Below are 15,009 nucleotides of genomic sequence, written 5' to 3' on the forward strand. Positions count from 1 at the left end.
CGGGCGGGCGCGGGGGCCCCCGCCCCGCGCGGGGCGGGCCCCCCCCCCCCCCCCCCCCCCCCCCCCCCCCCCCCCCCCCCCCCCCCCCCCCCCCCCCCCCCCCCGTCCGCGGCGGGCGTCCCGGACACGCGGATCAGCCCCGCGGTCGACGACCGTGGCGTGGTGGGGGTGTCGGGGACCGGCGCCGGCGGAGACACGTCTCGCCGGCGCCGGCCGGTCGTGAGGCCTCCCTGCACGGTCCCGCCGCGAGCTGGCGGGGGGCGGGGAGGTCCTTCAGGCGTTCTGCGGGAAGCCCAGGTTCAGGCCGCCGTGGCTGGGGTCGAGCCAGCGGCTGGTGATGACCTTGCCGCGGGTGAAGAAGTGCACGCCCTCGGCGCCGTGCGCGTGCGAGTCGCCGAAGAGGCTGTTCTTCCACCCGCCGAAGGAGTAGTAGGCCATCGGCACCGGGATCGGCACGTTGATGCCGATCATCCCGACCTGCACCTCGTTCTGGAAGCGCCGCGCGGCGCCGCCGTCGTTGGTGAAGATCGCGGTGCCGTTGCCGTACTCGTTGCGGTTGATCAGCTCGACGGCGTGCTCGTAGGTGTCCACCCGCAGCACCGACAGCACCGGCCCGAAGATCTCGTCCTTGTAGACGCTCATGTGCGGCTCGACGTGGTCGACCAACGTCGGGCCGAGCCAGAAGCCGTCCTCGGCGCCGTCGGGCTCCACCCGGCGGCCGTCGACGACGATCTTCGCGCCCTCCTCCTCGCCGGCGTCGACGTAGGAGGCGACCCGGTCGCGGTGCTTCTTGCTGATCAGCGGCCCCATGTCGCAGCCCTTGCGCCCGTCGCCGGTGCGCAGGGTGTGGGTCCGCTCGGCGATGCGCGCCACCAGGTCGTCGCCGATCCCGCCGACGGCGAGCACGGCGCTGATCGCCATGCACCGCTCGCCGGCCGAGCCGAACCCGGAGTTCACCGCCTGGTCGGCGGCGAGGTCGAGGTCGGCGTCGGGCAGCACCACCATGTGGTTCTTCGCGCCGCCGAGGGCCTGCACGCGCTTGCCGTGGCGGGTGCCGGTCTCGTAGACGTACTGGGCGATCGCGGTGGAGCCGACGAAGGACACCGACTGGATGTCGGGGTGCTCGAGCAGCCGGTCGACGGCGACCTTGTCGCCCTGCACGACGTTGAACACGCCGTCGGGCAGCCCGGCCTCCTGCCACAGCTCGGCCATCCACAGCGCCGCCGACGGGTCCTGCTCGCTGGGCTTGAGGACGACGGTGTTGCCGGTGGCGATCGCGATGGGGAAGAACCACATCGGGACCATCGCCGGGAAGTTGAACGGGCTGATGACCGCCACCGGGCCGAGCGGCTGGCGCACCGAGTGGACGTCGACGCCGGTCGAGGCGTTCTCGGTGAAGCCGCCGCGGACCAGCGACGGCACGCCGCAGGCGTACTCGACGACCTCCTGTCCGCGGGAGACCTCGCCGAGGGCGTCGTCGAGGACCTTGCCGTGCTCGGCGGTGATGATCGCGGCCAGCTCGGGCTTGCGGGCGTTGAGCAGCTCGCGGAAGCGGAACAGCACCGCCGTCCGCTTGGCCAGCGAGGTGTCCCGCCAGCCGGGGAAGGCCGCGGTGGCCGCGGCGACGGCGGCGTCGACCTCACCGACGTCGGCGAGTGCGACCTCGCCGATGACCTCGCCGGTCGCCGAGTCGGTCACGTCGCCGGTGCGGCCGCTGGAGCCCTCCCGGCGGGCGCCGTCGATCCAGTGCGGGATGTGCGTGGGCATGGCTGCCTCTCGAGGTCTAGGGAGCGGGAACGGTGGTCCGCTGGGGAGCGGGGCGGGGTGCCACGGTGGCGGAGAACGCGTCGCCGGGGAAGTGCTTGGTGACCAGGTCCCGGATCGCGGCGAGCATCCGTACCCCGGACTCGCGGGCCTGGTCGTCCCAGCCGAACACGCAGGTGGTGAGGACGCCGTCGAAGCCGATCCCCGCCAGGGCGGCGAAGGCCTCGTCGAAGTCGACGTCCCCGCGGCCGATCTCCATGTGCTGGTGCACGCGCACGGGGTTGCCCGGCGGGTTGGTGATGTAGCGCAGCCCGTCGGAGGCGGTGTGGTCCATCGAGTCGGCGACGTGCACGTGGGTGAGCTTCTCGCCCGCGTGCGCGATGATCCCGGCCGCGTCGTCACCCTGGTGGAACGTGTGCGGCAGGCAGTACAGGAACGAGACGTACGAGCTGTCGATGCCGCGGACCATGTCGACGGCGGGGTGCCCGAGCTCGATGAAGTCGTCCGGGTGCGGCTCCAGGGCGAGCTTGACGCCCTCCCGCTCGAACACCGGCAGCAGCTCCTCCATCGACCGCCAGAACATCGCCTCGGCGAGCTCGGGCGCCTCCGGGCGGCCGTTGAACTCGGAGTTCATCGTGTCCACGCCGAGCTCGACGCAGATCTCGATGGCCCGCCGCCAGTACCGGACGGCGGCCTGCCGCTCCACCTCCCCGGGGCCCGACCAGCGCATCACCGGCAGCAGCGAGGTGACGCCCACGCCGGCCGAGGCGAGCTTCTCCCGGAACGCCCGCACCGTGGCGAGGTCGACCCGGGGGTGCTTGAAGAACGGGATGAAGTCCTCGCGCGGCGAGAGCTCGATCCACTCGTACCCCATGCCGGCGACGACGTCGGGCAGCTCCAGCAGCGGCGTGGTCCGCAGCATCTGCGGGTCCAGGGCGATCCTCACCGCGACTCCATCCGCACCTCGGTGCGCTGCCCGGAGCGCAGCGCCGCCACGCCGGCCGCGCACACGGCCGAGGCCGCGTAGCCGTCCCACACCCCGGGCCCGTCGATGGTGCCGCGGCGGGCGGCGTCCACCCAGCGCTGCAGCTCGATGTCGTAGGCGCGGCCGAAGCGCTGCCGGAAGTCGGGGGCGACGGCCGTGCCGCGGGTCGCACCGCCGGGGCCGGCCGACTGCCGGACCAGGCCGAGGTCCAGGCCGATCATTGCGCTGCCGTCCTCGCCGACCACCTCGGTACGCACCTCGTAGCCCACGCCGGTGCTCACGAAGCACTCGACGTCGACGACCCGGCCGCTCGTGGTCTCGAGCAGCACCAGCAGCGGGTCGGACAGCCCCTCGCGGGCGTGCCGCGTCGCCCGCGGCCGGACCACGGTGACCGCGGCGATCTCCTCGTCGAGCAGGAACCGGGTGACGTCGACCTCGTGCACCACCGAGTCGGTGACCATCATCTCGGTGGTGAAGCGCGCGTGGACGCTGGCGTTGCGGTGCGCGCAGTGGACCACCAGCGGCTCGCCGATGTCACCGGACGCGACCAGCGCCCGCAGCTGCGCGTACTCGGGGTCGAAGCGGCGCATGAAGCCGACCTGCACCAGCCGCCGTCCGGTGCGCTCCGCGTACTCGTCCTCGGCCCGGACGACGGCCAGCGAGCTGTCGGCGTCCATGGTCAGCGGCTTCTCGCAGAGCACCGGCTTGTCGTGCTCGATGCAGGCGAGCACCTGCTCCTCGTGGAACTCCCCGGGCGTGGCGATGACGACGGCGTCGACCTCGGGGTCGGCGATCGCGGCCCGCGGGTCCGCGACCACCCGGCACCCGGGCACCGTCGAGGCGACCTGCTCGGCCTTGTCGGCGAAGGCGTCGCTGACGACGGTGACCCGGGCCCCGGAGATCCGGCTGTGGATGCGGGCGACGTGGTCGGCGCCCATCAGCCCCACGCCGAGCACGGCGACGCGCAGCTCGGCGGCGGGGACGTCGGCCAGCTCCGGCAGCACGCCGGCGGCGGTCTCGGTGGTGGTCACGCCGAGGCCTCCGATCCGGCGGCGTTGGCCTTGGGGGCGCCGATCTGCAGCGACGGGAACCCGCAGCTCGCGATGTAGCGGTGGGTCCGCTGGGCGATGGGGAAGGGCACGTCCGGCGGGCACGGGTACAGGTCGTGCTCGACGATCGCGAACACGTCCAGGCCGAGCTCCTCGATGGCCTCCAGCAGCGGCGGATAGGCCGGCACGCCGTTCGGCGGCTCCACCATCGCGCCCATCTTCACCGCCTCGGGCCAGACGATGTCGTCGGCCAGCACGCGGTCGATGACCGCCGGGTCGACCTGCTTGAGGTGCAGGTAGCCGATCCGCTCGGGGTAGCGGCGGATGAGGTCGAGGTTGTCGCCGCGGTAGTAACTGACGTGCCCGGTGTCCAGGCACAGCGGCACGTACTGCGGGTCGGTGTCGGCGAGGAACCGCTCGATGTCCTGCTGGTGGCCGACGTGGGTCTCGGCGTGCGGGTGGAAGGCGATCGAGAGGCCGTACTCCTCCTGCACCGCCCTGCCCAACTGGGTCACGCCGGTCGTCTTCGCCTGCCACGCCTCGGGGGTGAGGTGGCGGGACTCGACGTCCGCGCCGGTCTTCTGGTCGCGGAAGGTGTCGGGGATGACGACGACGTGGGTGCCGCCCATGGCCTGGGTCAGCGCGGCGACGTCCTTGACCTGGCCCCACACGGCGTCCCAGGAGTCGGGCCGGTGCAGGTGCTCGAACACGGTGCCGGCCGACACCCGCAGCCCGCGGGCCCCGAGCTCGTCGGCCAGCTGCGCGGGGTCGGTGGGCAGGTAGCCGTAGGGACCCAGCTCGATCCACTCGTAGCCGCAGGCGCTCACCTCGTCGAGGAACCGCTGCCAGGGCACCTGTTCCGGGTCGTCCGGGAACCAGACGCCCCACGAGTCGGGCGCCGACCCGACACGGATGCGGGCGCGGCCAGCCGCGGGGTGCTGCGCGGTCATGTGTTCTCTCCTCCGGGACGGCGGGGGTGGGTCAGGACTGGGCGGTGGGCTCGGACGGGGCGAGGTAGGCCGGCCGCTGGACGGACTTCCAGCGGTCGTAGACGGCGCGGGCGTCCTGGGTGCTCTGCAGGGTGGAGACCTCGCTGACCGGCACGTCCCACCACGACTCGCTCGAGGGCGCGTCGACCAGCGGGTCGGTCTCGACGTGCACGACCGTCGTCCGGTCGCTCGCCTTCGCCTTGCGCAGCGCCGCCTCGAAGCTGGGCCCGTCCTGGGCGACGAGGACGTCGACGCCGAGGCTGGCGGCGTTGGCGGCGAGGTCGACCGGCAGCACGTCGCCGTCGAGCCGGCCGGACGCCGACCGGTAGCGGTAGCGGGTCCCGAAGCGCTGGGAGCCCAGCGACTCCGACAGCGCGCCGATCGAGGCGAAGCCGTGGTTCTGCACCAGGACGACGACGATCTTGACGCCCTCCTGGACGGCGGTGACCAGCTCGGTCGGCATCATCAGGTAGGAGCCGTCGCCGACCATCACGAAGACGTCGCGGTCGGGGTCGGCCATCCGGATGCCGATGCCGCCGGGGATCTCGTAGCCCATGCAGGAGTACCCGTACTCGACGTGGTAGCCCTTGCGGTCGCGGACCCGCCACATCTTGTGCAGGTCGCCGGGCATGGACCCGGCTGCGCAGACCACCACGTCGCGCGGGGCGGAGACCTCGTTGACGATCCCGATGACCTCGTTCTGGGTCAGCCGGCCGCCCTCGCCCGCGCTCGGCGTCTCCGGGTGGTAGGCGGCCTCGACGGTGGCCTCCCACTGCTCGGCCAGCTCGGCGGTGCGGGTGCGGTACGCGTCGTCGACCGACCAGCCGGCCAGCGCGTCGGCCAGCGCGGTGATCGTCTCGCGGGCGTCGGCCTGCACGGTCACGCCGGCGTGCTTGGCGGCGTCCATCGCCGCGACGTTGACGTTGACGAACCGCACGCCGGGGTCGTTGAAGGCGGTGTGCGAGGCGGTGGTGAAGTCCTGGTAGCGGGTGCCGATCCCGATGACGACGTCGGCCTCCCGTGCCAGCGCGTTGGCCGCGGTGGTCCCGGTCGAGCCGATCGCACCCACCGACTGCGGGTGGTCGTAGGGGAGGGCGCCCTTGCCGGCCTGGGTCTGCCCCACCGGGATGCCGGTGGCCGAGACGAAGGCGTCCAGCGCCTCGGTGGCGTCCGAGTAGACGACCCCGCCGCCGGCCACGATCAGCGGCCGGCGCGCCGACCGGATCACCTCGACGGCCCGTGCGAGGGCGGCCCGCTCGGGCAGCGGCCGTCCCACGTGCCAGGTCCGCTCGGCGAACAGCTCGACCGGCCAGTCGAACGCCTCGGCCTGCACGTCCTGCGGGAAGCACAGCGTCACCGCGCCGGTCTCGGCCGGGTCGGTGAGCACCCGCATCGCGCTCAGCAGGGCGCCCGGCAGCTGCTCGGGCCGCCAGATGCGGTCGAAGTAGCGCGACACCGGCCGGAACGCGTCGTTGACGGTCACGTCGCCGCTGTCGGGCCGCTCGAGCTCCTGCAGCAGCGGTCCGGCCGAGCGGGTGGCGAAGGTGTCGGCCGGCAGCAGCAGCACCGGCAGCCGGTTGATCGTCGCCAGCGCGGCGCCGGTGAGCATGTTCGTCGAGCCGGGGCCCACGCTGGTGGAGACCGCCCAGGTCTGCAGCCGGTCCCTGGCGCGGGCGTAGGCGACGGCGGTGTGCACGACGGCCTGCTCGTTGCGGCCCAGCACGTACGGCAGCGCACCGGGTTCGTCGATCTCGGCCTGCAGCAGCGCCTGGCCCAGCCCGGCGACGTTGCCGTGCCCGAAGATCCCGAAGCAGCCGGCGAACAGCCGCTGCCGCTGCCCGTCGCGCTCGGTGTGCTGCTGGGCCAGGAAGCGGACGACGGCCTGGGCGACGGTCAGGCGCACGGTCTCGGTGCGTGCCGGTGCGGGGTGCTCGCTCACGGTCGGGAGGCTCCGTTCTGCTCGGTGCCGGCGGGGGAGTGCAGGGGCAGCCGGGGGTCGACCGGCTCGTCGTCCCAGGTGCCGCGGATCCAGGCGTGCGCGGGGTCGTCGACGATCCGCCAGGCCCGCTCGGGGCCGGGGCCGGCCATGACGTTGAGGTAGTAGAGGTCGTGGCCCGGCGCGGCGATCGACGGGCCGTGCCAGCCGTGCGGCACCAGCACGACGTCGCGGTCCCGGACCTCGGCGAGGACGTCGATCGGCCGCTCGGCGGTGCCGTACACCCGGTGGTAGGCCAGGCCCGGCTGGCCCTGGGGCCCGGCGGCGACCTCGAAGTAGTAGATCTCCTCCAGCTCGGTCTCGACGTCGGAGGTCTCGTCGTGCTTGTGCGGCGGGTACGACGACCAGTTGCCGCCCGGCGTGATGACCTCGCAGGCGATGACCGCGTCGGCCTCGAAGACGTCGGCGGTGGCGAAGTTGTTGACCTGGCGGCTGCACCGGCCCGCGCCGCGCAGCTCGACCGGGACGTCGGCGGCCGGGCCGTACCGGACCGGGAGCCGGCGACGGGCCCGAGCGCTGCACAGCGCGAACCGCCCGCCGTCCCGGCTGGAGAGGTCGGCGGTCACGCCGAGGGGGAGGTAGGCGAAGTCGGTCGGCCCGGCGAAGACCCCGCTGCGCCCGGCGAGGGTGAGGACCTCGCCGTCGCACTCGACGGTCAGCCCGCCCTCCAGCGGGACGACGACGACCTCGTCGGGGCCGGTGTCCAGGGTGGAGCTGCCACCGGCGGGCAGCTCGAGCACCCGCAGGCCGGAGTGCGTCCAGCCGGCGGACTCGGGGGTCACCTCGAGGGCGTACGGGCCGGCGGCGGCGCTGCCGGCGGGCAGGTGCAACGACGCGGCGGTCGCGGTCATCGGCTGCTCCTTCAGTGGACCAGGGAGACGGCGGTGTCGACGGCGGCGGCCACGTCGTCGTCCGGCGGGTAGAGCAGGGTCCGGCCCACGACGAGGCCGCGCACGGCCGGGAGGGCCAGGGCGTCGCGCCAGGCGGCGTAGGTCTCCTGCGGCCGGCGGGAGGGGTCGCCGCCGAGCAGCAGGGTGGGCAGCGTCGTGGCGTCCATGACCCGCTCCATCTCGGCGACCACCGGCAGCTTCAGCCAGGTGTAGGCCGAGGTGGCGCCCAGCCCCTGGGCGATGTGCACCGACCGGATGACCGCGTCGGGGCTCAGGTCGTTGGTGACCCGGCCCTCCACCCGGCGCGAGATGAACGGCTCGAGCATCGCCACGACCCCGGCCCGGGCCAGCTCGGTGATCGCCCGGCCGGAGGTCTCCAGCATGGCCACGGTGCTGGGGTCGTCGAGGTCGATGCGGTTGAGCATCTTCGCCGCGTCGAAGCGGGCCTCGATGACTCCGGCGACGTCGTAGCCGGTCATGCGGTCGTCGAGCTCGAAGCTGGCACCGGCCAGGCCGCCGCGGTTCATCGAGGCGACGACGACCTTGTCCTCCAGCGCCCCAAGGAGCAGCAGGTCCTCCGCGACGTCGGCGGTGGCCAGCAGCCCGTCGACGCCGGGGCGGTCCAGCGCGGTGCGCAGCCGGTCGAGCATCTCGGTGCGGCTGTACATCGCCGTCGGCCGGCCCTGCGCGGAGAACGCGCCGCGGGCGGGGTGGTCGGCGGCCAGCAGCATCAGCCGGCCGTCCTCCGGGAGGAACGCCGGCCGCCGGCGGCGGGCGGCCAGGGCGCGGCCGACGGCCTCGGGGTCCCGGCTGCGCAGCTCGGTGACGTCGGCGTAGGTCGTGCACACCGGCGGCGGGGCGAGCACCGCGTCGGGGGAGAGGGCGGTGTCAGACACGGGTGTCCTCCAGGGAGGTGGCGGCGGCGACGTGCGCCTCGACCTCGGCGGCGGTCGGCATCGCGGTGGAGCACTCCAGGCGGGAGGCGACGATCGCGCCGGCGGCGTTGGCGTTGCGCAGGAGCTGCTCCAGCGGCAGGCCGGTGAGCAGCCCGTGGGCCAGGGAGCCGCCGAACGCGTCCCCGGCGCCGAGGCCGTTGACGACCTCGACCGGCGTGGGCGGGACGACGACCCGCTCGGTGCGCGTCTTGCCGAGGACGCCCCGCGGTCCCTGCTTGACGATCGCCAGCTCCACCCCGGCGTCGAGCAGCGCGTCCGCGGCACGGTCGGGGTCGGTCTCCCCGACGGCGACCTCGCACTCCTCCCGGTTGCCGACGGCGACCGTGACGTGGGGGAGGGCGGCGCGGACCTGCTCGGTCGCCTCCTCGCGGGAGGCCCAGAACACCGGCCGGTAGTCCAGGTCGAGCACGGTGTGCCGGCGGCGGCCGCGCGCCTGCCAGGCAGCGAGGTGCGCCGACCGGCTGGGCTCCTCGGACAGCCCGGTCACCGTCGCCCAGAACAGGGCGGCGTCCCGGACGGCCGCCCGGTCGAGGTCCTCGGGCCGGATCTGGAGGTCGGGGGCCTTGGGCCGGCGGTAGAAGTACAGCGGGAAGTCGTCGGGCGGGAAGATCTCGCAGAAGGTGACCGGCGTGGGGTGCTCGGGGTCGACGACGACGAACCGGTCGTCCACGCCGAGGTCGCCCAGCGCCCGCCGGACGAACCGGCCGAAGGGGTCGTCACCGACGCCGGTGACCAGCGCGACGGAGTGGCCGAGGCGGGCGGCGGCGACGGCGACGTTGGCCGCGCTGCCGCCGAGGAACTTGCCGAACGTCTCGACGTCCTCCAGGCCGACGCCGACCTGCAGGGGGTAGACGTCCACCCCGCTGCGACCCATCACCACCATGTCGAGGGCGTGTCCCACAGCTCTCCGTCCCCCTGCGTCGTCGGTCGCCGTCCTGTCCGAACTGTGCTCCGGGACACACTGCGGTGTCAAGGGTTTGTAAAGACATACGGGCAACAGGACGTGGCGATGTCGGGCTGCCCCGATGAGGTGAGGACAGGATGGGTGGCCGGGGTGGGATCATGGCCGTCACGGGGGGTGTCGCGGGGTCGGCCCCACCCGCGGCCCACGCCGAGGAGGGACCGGTGGCACCTGTGCTGACGTTCGACATCGACCGCTCCAGTCCGACGCCGCTGTACTTCCAGCTCGCGCAGGCGATCGAGGGTGCGATCACCGGTGGCGCGCTGCCGGCCGGATCGCGGCTGGAGAACGAGGTCCTGCTCGCCCAGCGCTACGGGCTGTCCCGCCCGACGGTCCGGCGGGCGGTGCAGGAGCTGGTCGACAAGGGCCTGCTGGTCCGCAAGCGCGGCGTCGGCACGCAGGTGATCCAGCCGCACGTGCGCCGCTCGGTCGAGCTCACCAGCCTCTACGACGACCTCTCCCGGGCCGGCGAGGCGCCGACCACCGAGGTCCTCTCGCTGGACCGCGGCCCCGCGCCGGCCGACGTCGCCGAGGAGCTCGACCTCGCCGAAGGGGACGAGGTCGTGGTGGTGCGGCGGCTGCGCCGCTCCCGCGGCGAGCCCCTGGCGCTGCTGACCAACCACCTGCCCGGCCGCTTCACGCCGACGATGGAGGACCTCACCGAGCGGGGTCTGTACCAGTACCTCCGCGCCCAGGGCGTGCACCTGCGGGTGGCCCACCAGCGCATCGGCGCGCGGCTGGCGCGGGCCGAGGAGGCCCGGCTGCTCGACGAGCCGCCGCGGTCGGCCCTGCTGACGATGTCGCGCACGGCGTTCGACGACCAGGGCGTGGCCGTCGAGTACGGCCGGCACGTCTACCGCGCCTCCCGCTACGACTTCGAGACGACGCTCGTCGGCCGCTGACCCGCCCGGGCCCTCGTCATGACCTGACGGCGTCAGGGCCGGCGCCGGGTCGTGGTGCCGGCCACACCTGCCACCCCGTGGTGGTGACACTCACACGCCGAGAGCGAGATCTGCCAGGCAGGTTGTCCGAACATGGGAAGGGCGGCACCGCGCCGCCCTTCCTCTCAGTCCGGAGACCCGCCATGCCCCGCAGCCTCCTCGACGCCCTCGGCCGCGCCCGCGCCGAGCGCCGTGCCCGCCGCGTCCTCGAGCAGGAGCTCGCCGACTACGCCACCCCTGCCGACCGCGACGAGCTGGCCGCCCTCTTCGCCGGCCGCGGCCCCTCCGGCAGCGAGGCGGCCGCCATCCTCGCCCGTCAGGCCGGCGTGCAGCTCTTCCGCGTCAGCTGAAGGGGTTCTCGCCGGCCTCGATCTCGGCGGCGAACTCCGCGATCGCCGCGCGGTCCGGGGTCGCGCCGGCGGAGCGCACCACGGCCTCCAGTGCCGCGGCGACCTCCTCGGCCGGCCGGCCGGACAGGCGCTCGCCGACCTCGGCCAGTGCCGGGGCGACCCGCTCGCTGACCAGCTCGGCCCGGCGCGGCACCGGCGGCTGCAGGAACCGCAGCAGCTCGCGCTGCAGGTCCCCCCTCGTCCGGCGCATCCGCACCCCCGGATCTCGTGGCCCGGTCCCGCCCGGGCCCGCACTGTGGACTGTGTCACATCCACTGCCAGGCCTGGGGTGGGCCGGGGGAGCCGCCTAGCCTGGACACCAGACCGTCGACACGAATCCCGGCCCCGGTCCTCGGGGCGCCCGTCGTGGGGAGAGGTCCCATCACCCGTCGTCATCCTCCGGTACGTACCAGCCCGGTGCGCAGCGCGGACGGAACGCTGCTGCGCGCCTGGTCCACCGAGCAGGACGGCGTGCCGGTCCTGCTGTGCAACGGCCTCGGCGCCTCGCCCGCGGCGTGGCCGGCCCTCCTCGCCCCGGACAGCGGCTTCCGGGTGGTCGGCTGGGACCACCGCGGGCTCGGTGCCTCGCACCGGCCCCGGGACCCGTCGCGGGTCCGGGTCGAGGACCACGTCGCCGATGCCCGCGCCGTCCTGGAGGCCTTCGACCTCTCCTCGGCCCTGGTCGTGGGCTGGTCGCTGGGCGTCAACATCGCCTTCGAGCTGGCGCTGGAGGACCCGCAGCGGGTGCTCGGCGTGATGGCCGTGGCCGGTGTCCCGGGGGGCAGCTTCTCGTCGCTGTTCGGGTCGCTCGGTCTGCCGCGGCGGCTGCGCCCGTCGGCCGGGCGGCACGGCAGCCGGCTGCTGCCGGTCGTCGGGCCGTTCCTGCCGCTGGTCACCGGGAGCCTGCGGCAGTGGCAGCCGCTGCTGTCCCTGGCCGCGCCGGAGCGGGCGAGCGACGCCGCCCGGCTGGCCGGCGTCCTGGCCGTCGCCCATGAGTTCGCCGGTCAGGACTGGGCCTGGTTCCGCCACATGGCCGTGGCCGCCGCCGACCACGCCCCGCTCGACCTCTCGCCGTTGTCCGGTCCGGTCACCTTCCTGGCCGGCCGCTACGACGTGCTCGTCGACGTCGCCGACGTGCGGGCCGCGGCGGGCAGCCTCCCCGGCGCGCGGTACCGCGAGCACCCGGCGTCGCACTTCCTGCCGCTGGAGCGGCCGGACGTGATGGTCGACGAGCTCCGCCGGCTCGCCGGGGCGGGCGCCGTCGCGGCCTGATCCGCCGTCCGGCGCCCCCGTGCCGGCCGGTCCCTGGCGCTCGCGGGAGCGGGGCGCGCACCGCTCCGGCGACCGGCGTTTCGTCAGCGGAGGGTGGGGCACACCAGGGACCGGACCGGCCCCGGCGTGGCCGTGAAACCCCCGCGCCGGGGCCGTGGCGTGCCCGCGGCCGGTCGCCCGCTCAGCCTCGCGGGGCGGCGAGCGCGGCGCGGACGGTGTCGGAGAGCGGCCCCTGGGGTGCGTCGGTCCACTGCTGGACGGCGACGCGCCGGGTCGCGAGGAAGCCGGCCGCCAGCACCCGCGAGTGCAGGCCGGCGTCGGGCCCGGTCAGCCGGCGCGCCAGGTCGGCGGCCACCTCGCGCTCGACCGCCGGTCACCGTCGGTAGCGCCCCGGGTGTGAGCGACGTGGACGACCAGGGCCGTCCCGAGCCACCGCTGGCCGGCGACGAGACCGCCACCCTGCTCGGCTTCCTGGAGTACCAGCGGGCGACCCTGGCGTGGAAGTGCCGAGGACTCGACGCGGTCGGGCTGCGGGCGACGGTCGGCGCCTCGCCGGTGACCCTCGGCGGGTTGCTCAAGCACCTGGCCTACGTCGAGGACGACTGGTTCTCGCGGTGGCTTCGCGGGCGGGATCGGCTGCCGCCGTGGGACGCCGTCGACTGGAGCGCCGATCCCGACTGGGACTGGCACTCGGCCGCGGAGGACAGCCCCGAGGAGCTCCGGCAGCTGTGGGAGGACGCGGTCGCGCGGTCGCGAGCAGCGGTCGCGGAGGCGCTCGCCGACGGGGGCCTGGGGCGACCGACCCGGCGCACCTGGCCCGACGGGCGGGCGCCGAGCCTGCGGTGGGTCCTCGTCCACCTGATCGAGGAGTACGCGCGGCACAACGGGCACGCCGACCTCCTGCGCGAGGCCGTGGACGGCCTCACGGGGGAGTAGGGCCGGGTCAGGACGCGGTCTCGGCGAGCAGCCGGCGGACCGCGGGGGAGTGGCGCAGCGCCACCGCCCGCCCCGCCCGCTCGGCGGCGGCCAGGGTGTCGCGCAGGAGGTCGAGCCCGGGGCCGGACAGCGAGGTCACCGACCCGGCGTCGATCGCGGCGACCCGCACCGGCTCCCGGCCGTAACGCCGCAGGAAGGTGTCGACGACGGCCGCGTCGACCGCGCCGGCCAGGCACAGCACGCCGCCGTCGGCGGTGTTCAGCAGCCGGACGACGCCTCGCACGCCAGAGGACTCCGGGCTCACGAGCCCAGTGTGCCGGTGCTCCGCGTCGTCGGCCCGGCCCGGTGAGGGGCGCTCCCGCGGGGTAGGGAGCGGGCGTGGACTGGCTCTCCGACCCGGGCTACTGGTCGAGCCGGCTGGTGTTCACCCGCGGACTCGCGCTGGTCTACCTGGTCGCCTTCGTGGCGGCGCTGCGCCAGTTCCGGCCGCTGATCGGCACGCGCGGGATGCTGCCGGTGCCCCGCTTCCTGGCCCGGACGCCGTTCCGCCGGGCCCCGAGCCTGTTCCACCTGCACTTCTCCGACCGGTTCTTCGCCGCCGTCTGCTGGATCGGCATCGCCTGCTCGGCGGCCGCCCTGGTCGGCCTGGTCGACCGGGCGCCGCTGTGGGCCTGGATGGCGGTCTGGGCGCTGATGTGGGCGCTGTACCTGTCCATCGTCAACGTGGGACAGATCTGGTACGGATTCGGCTGGGAGTCGCTGCTGGTCGAGGCGGGCTTCCTCGCGGTCTTCCTCGGCCCGGCCCACGTGGCACCGCCCACGCTGGTGCTGTGGTTGCTGCGCTGGCTGCTGTTCCGGCTGGAGTTCGGCGCCGGCCTGATCAAGCTGCGCGGTGACCCCTGCTGGCGGGACCTCACCTGCCTGCGCTACCACCACGAGACCCAGCCGATGCCCAACCCGGCCAGCTGGTGGTTCCACCACCTCAGCCCCCGGCTGCACAAGGTCGAGGCGCTGGCCAACCACGCCACCCAGCTGGTCGTCGTGTGGGGGCTGCTGCTGCCGCAGCCGGTGGCCACCGTCGCCGCGCTCGTGGTGATCGTGACCCAGGGCTACCTGGTGCTCAGCGGCAACTTCGCCTGGCTGAACTGGCTCACGCTGGTCCTCGCGACCTCGGTCGTCGACGGCCGCGTCTGGGACGCCGTGCTGCCGGTGGACCCGCCGGCGGACCTGGCCGCGCCGACCTGGCACACCGTCCTCGTCGTCGTGGTCACCGCGGGGCTGCTGGTGCTCAGCTGGCGGCCGGCCCGCAACCTGGTGTCGCGGCGGCAGCGGATGAACGCCAGCTTCGACCCGCTGCACCTGGTGAACACCTACGGCGCCTTCGGGTCGGTCACCCGCACCCGCTACGAGGTGGTCGTGGAGGGCACCGACGACCCGCACCCCGGCCCGGACACCCCCTGGCAGGAGTACGAGTTCCGCGGCAAGCCCGGCGACGTGCGCCGTCGTCCGCCGCAGTACGCGCCCTACCACCTGCGGCTGGACTGGCTGATGTGGTTCGTCGGCATCGACCCCGGCTACGGCAGCCGCTGGCTGCGGCCCTTCCTCCAGCGGCTGCTCGAGGGGGACCGGGCCACGCTGCGGCTGCTGCGCCGGTCGCCGTTCCCGCCGGAGTCGCCGCCGGCGTTCGTCCGCGTCCGGCTGTACCGCTACCGGTTCACCACGCGGCAGGAGCGGCGGGAGACCGGCGCCTGGTGGTCGCGCACCTCCGCCGGCGTGCTGGTCGACCCCGTCTCCCTGGACCAGCTGACCTCGCCGTCACGGTGATCCGGGACGACCCGGTTCGTCGGGCCGCGTTCAACCGCCGGTCACGTCGCTGCCGTG

16 protein-coding genes are annotated in these 15,009 nt (G+C 74.5%); 5 read left to right on the top strand and 11 right to left on the bottom strand.

The window, feature by feature from the left end; translation table 11 throughout:
* Window positions 1-273 precede the first annotated feature (273 nt).
* Genes ACI79D_RS18880 through iolC form a run of 8 tightly spaced genes read right to left on the bottom strand, consistent with a single transcriptional unit; the run spans window position 274 to window position 9,530 of the window.
* A complete protein-coding gene (locus tag ACI79D_RS18880; protein ID WP_456920009.1) occupies window positions 274-1,767 on the bottom strand; it encodes a CoA-acylating methylmalonate-semialdehyde dehydrogenase in 1,494 nt (497 codons plus the stop codon).
* 16 nt (window positions 1,768-1,783) lie between these two features.
* Complete coding sequence (locus tag ACI79D_RS18885) at window positions 1,784-2,710, bottom strand: sugar phosphate isomerase/epimerase family protein (protein WP_456920010.1); 927 nt, start codon at window positions 2,708-2,710, stop codon at window positions 1,784-1,786.
* The gene (locus ACI79D_RS18890) at window positions 2,707-3,780 is read right to left on the bottom strand and encodes a Gfo/Idh/MocA family protein (protein WP_456920011.1); all 1,074 of its coding nucleotides are present in this window, start codon (window positions 3,778-3,780) and stop codon (window positions 2,707-2,709) included. Before ACI79D_RS18890 ends, ACI79D_RS18885 begins: the two co-directional genes overlap by 4 nt.
* On the bottom strand, window positions 3,777-4,748 hold the full coding sequence (locus ACI79D_RS18895) for a sugar phosphate isomerase/epimerase family protein (protein ID WP_456920012.1): 972 nt from the start codon (window positions 4,746-4,748) through the stop codon (window positions 3,777-3,779). Before ACI79D_RS18895 ends, ACI79D_RS18890 begins: the two co-directional genes overlap by 4 nt.
* Window positions 4,749-4,779: 31 nt before the next feature.
* Entirely contained in the window at window positions 4,780-6,726 is a 1,947-nt protein-coding gene (iolD, locus tag ACI79D_RS18900) for a 3D-(3,5/4)-trihydroxycyclohexane-1,2-dione acylhydrolase (decyclizing) (protein ID WP_456920013.1), read from the bottom strand.
* The gene (gene iolB / locus ACI79D_RS18905; RefSeq protein ID WP_456920014.1) at window positions 6,723-7,634 is read right to left on the bottom strand and encodes a 5-deoxy-glucuronate isomerase; all 912 of its coding nucleotides are present in this window, start codon (window positions 7,632-7,634) and stop codon (window positions 6,723-6,725) included. The genes iolD and iolB overlap by 4 nt, the downstream gene beginning before the upstream one ends.
* 11 nt (window positions 7,635-7,645) lie before the next feature.
* Window positions 7,646-8,569, bottom strand: a complete 924-nt coding sequence (locus ACI79D_RS18910; protein WP_456920015.1) for a class I fructose-bisphosphate aldolase — start codon at window positions 8,567-8,569, stop codon at window positions 7,646-7,648.
* A complete protein-coding gene (gene iolC / locus ACI79D_RS18915; RefSeq protein ID WP_456920016.1) occupies window positions 8,562-9,530 on the bottom strand; it encodes a 5-dehydro-2-deoxygluconokinase in 969 nt (322 codons plus the stop codon). Before iolC ends, ACI79D_RS18910 begins: the two co-directional genes overlap by 8 nt.
* 224 nt (window positions 9,531-9,754) lie before the next feature.
* On the opposite strand from iolC, the gene ACI79D_RS18920 reads away from it, so the two are divergent.
* On the top strand, window positions 9,755-10,492 hold the full coding sequence (locus ACI79D_RS18920; RefSeq protein ID WP_456920017.1) for a GntR family transcriptional regulator: 738 nt from the start codon (window positions 9,755-9,757) through the stop codon (window positions 10,490-10,492).
* A 182-nt stretch (window positions 10,493-10,674) separates the two neighbouring features.
* Window positions 10,675-10,881: a hypothetical protein gene (locus ACI79D_RS18925; protein ID WP_456920018.1), complete on the top strand. Its 207-nt coding sequence runs from the start codon at window positions 10,675-10,677 to the stop codon at window positions 10,879-10,881.
* Here the strand turns inward: ACI79D_RS18925 and ACI79D_RS18930 are convergent.
* The gene (locus ACI79D_RS18930; RefSeq protein ID WP_456920019.1) at window positions 10,874-11,131 is read right to left on the bottom strand and encodes a hypothetical protein; all 258 of its coding nucleotides are present in this window, start codon (window positions 11,129-11,131) and stop codon (window positions 10,874-10,876) included. The genes ACI79D_RS18925 and ACI79D_RS18930 overlap by 8 nt on opposite strands.
* Before the next feature lie 206 nt (window positions 11,132-11,337).
* On the opposite strand from ACI79D_RS18930, the gene ACI79D_RS18935 reads away from it, so the two are divergent.
* On the top strand, window positions 11,338-12,192 hold the full coding sequence (locus ACI79D_RS18935; protein WP_456920020.1) for an alpha/beta fold hydrolase: 855 nt from the start codon (window positions 11,338-11,340) through the stop codon (window positions 12,190-12,192).
* A gap of 181 nt (window positions 12,193-12,373) precedes the next feature.
* On the opposite strand, the gene ACI79D_RS18940 is transcribed toward ACI79D_RS18935, so the two are convergent.
* Window positions 12,374-12,547: a hypothetical protein gene (locus tag ACI79D_RS18940; RefSeq protein WP_456920021.1), complete on the bottom strand. Its 174-nt coding sequence runs from the start codon at window positions 12,545-12,547 to the stop codon at window positions 12,374-12,376.
* Between the two features lie 41 nt (window positions 12,548-12,588).
* Here ACI79D_RS18940 and ACI79D_RS18945 point away from each other — a divergent pair, with 41 nt between their 5' ends.
* Window positions 12,589-13,128 (top strand): DinB family protein, encoded by a 540-nt coding sequence (locus tag ACI79D_RS18945; RefSeq protein WP_456920022.1) that lies wholly within the window; start codon window positions 12,589-12,591, stop codon window positions 13,126-13,128.
* Window positions 13,129-13,135: 7 nt separating this feature from the next.
* Here ACI79D_RS18945 and ACI79D_RS18950 read toward each other — a convergent pair whose 3' ends face one another.
* A complete protein-coding gene (locus ACI79D_RS18950) occupies window positions 13,136-13,411 on the bottom strand; it encodes a hypothetical protein (protein ID WP_456920023.1) in 276 nt (91 codons plus the stop codon).
* A gap of 95 nt (window positions 13,412-13,506) precedes the next feature.
* Here ACI79D_RS18950 and ACI79D_RS18955 point away from each other — a divergent pair, with 95 nt between their 5' ends.
* Window positions 13,507-14,952, top strand: coding sequence for a lipase maturation factor family protein (locus ACI79D_RS18955; protein WP_456920024.1), 1,446 nt, complete (start codon window positions 13,507-13,509; stop codon window positions 14,950-14,952).
* The last annotated feature ends 57 nt before the right edge of the window (window positions 14,953-15,009 follow it).

The organism is Geodermatophilus sp. SYSU D00708, from assembly GCF_054050115.1.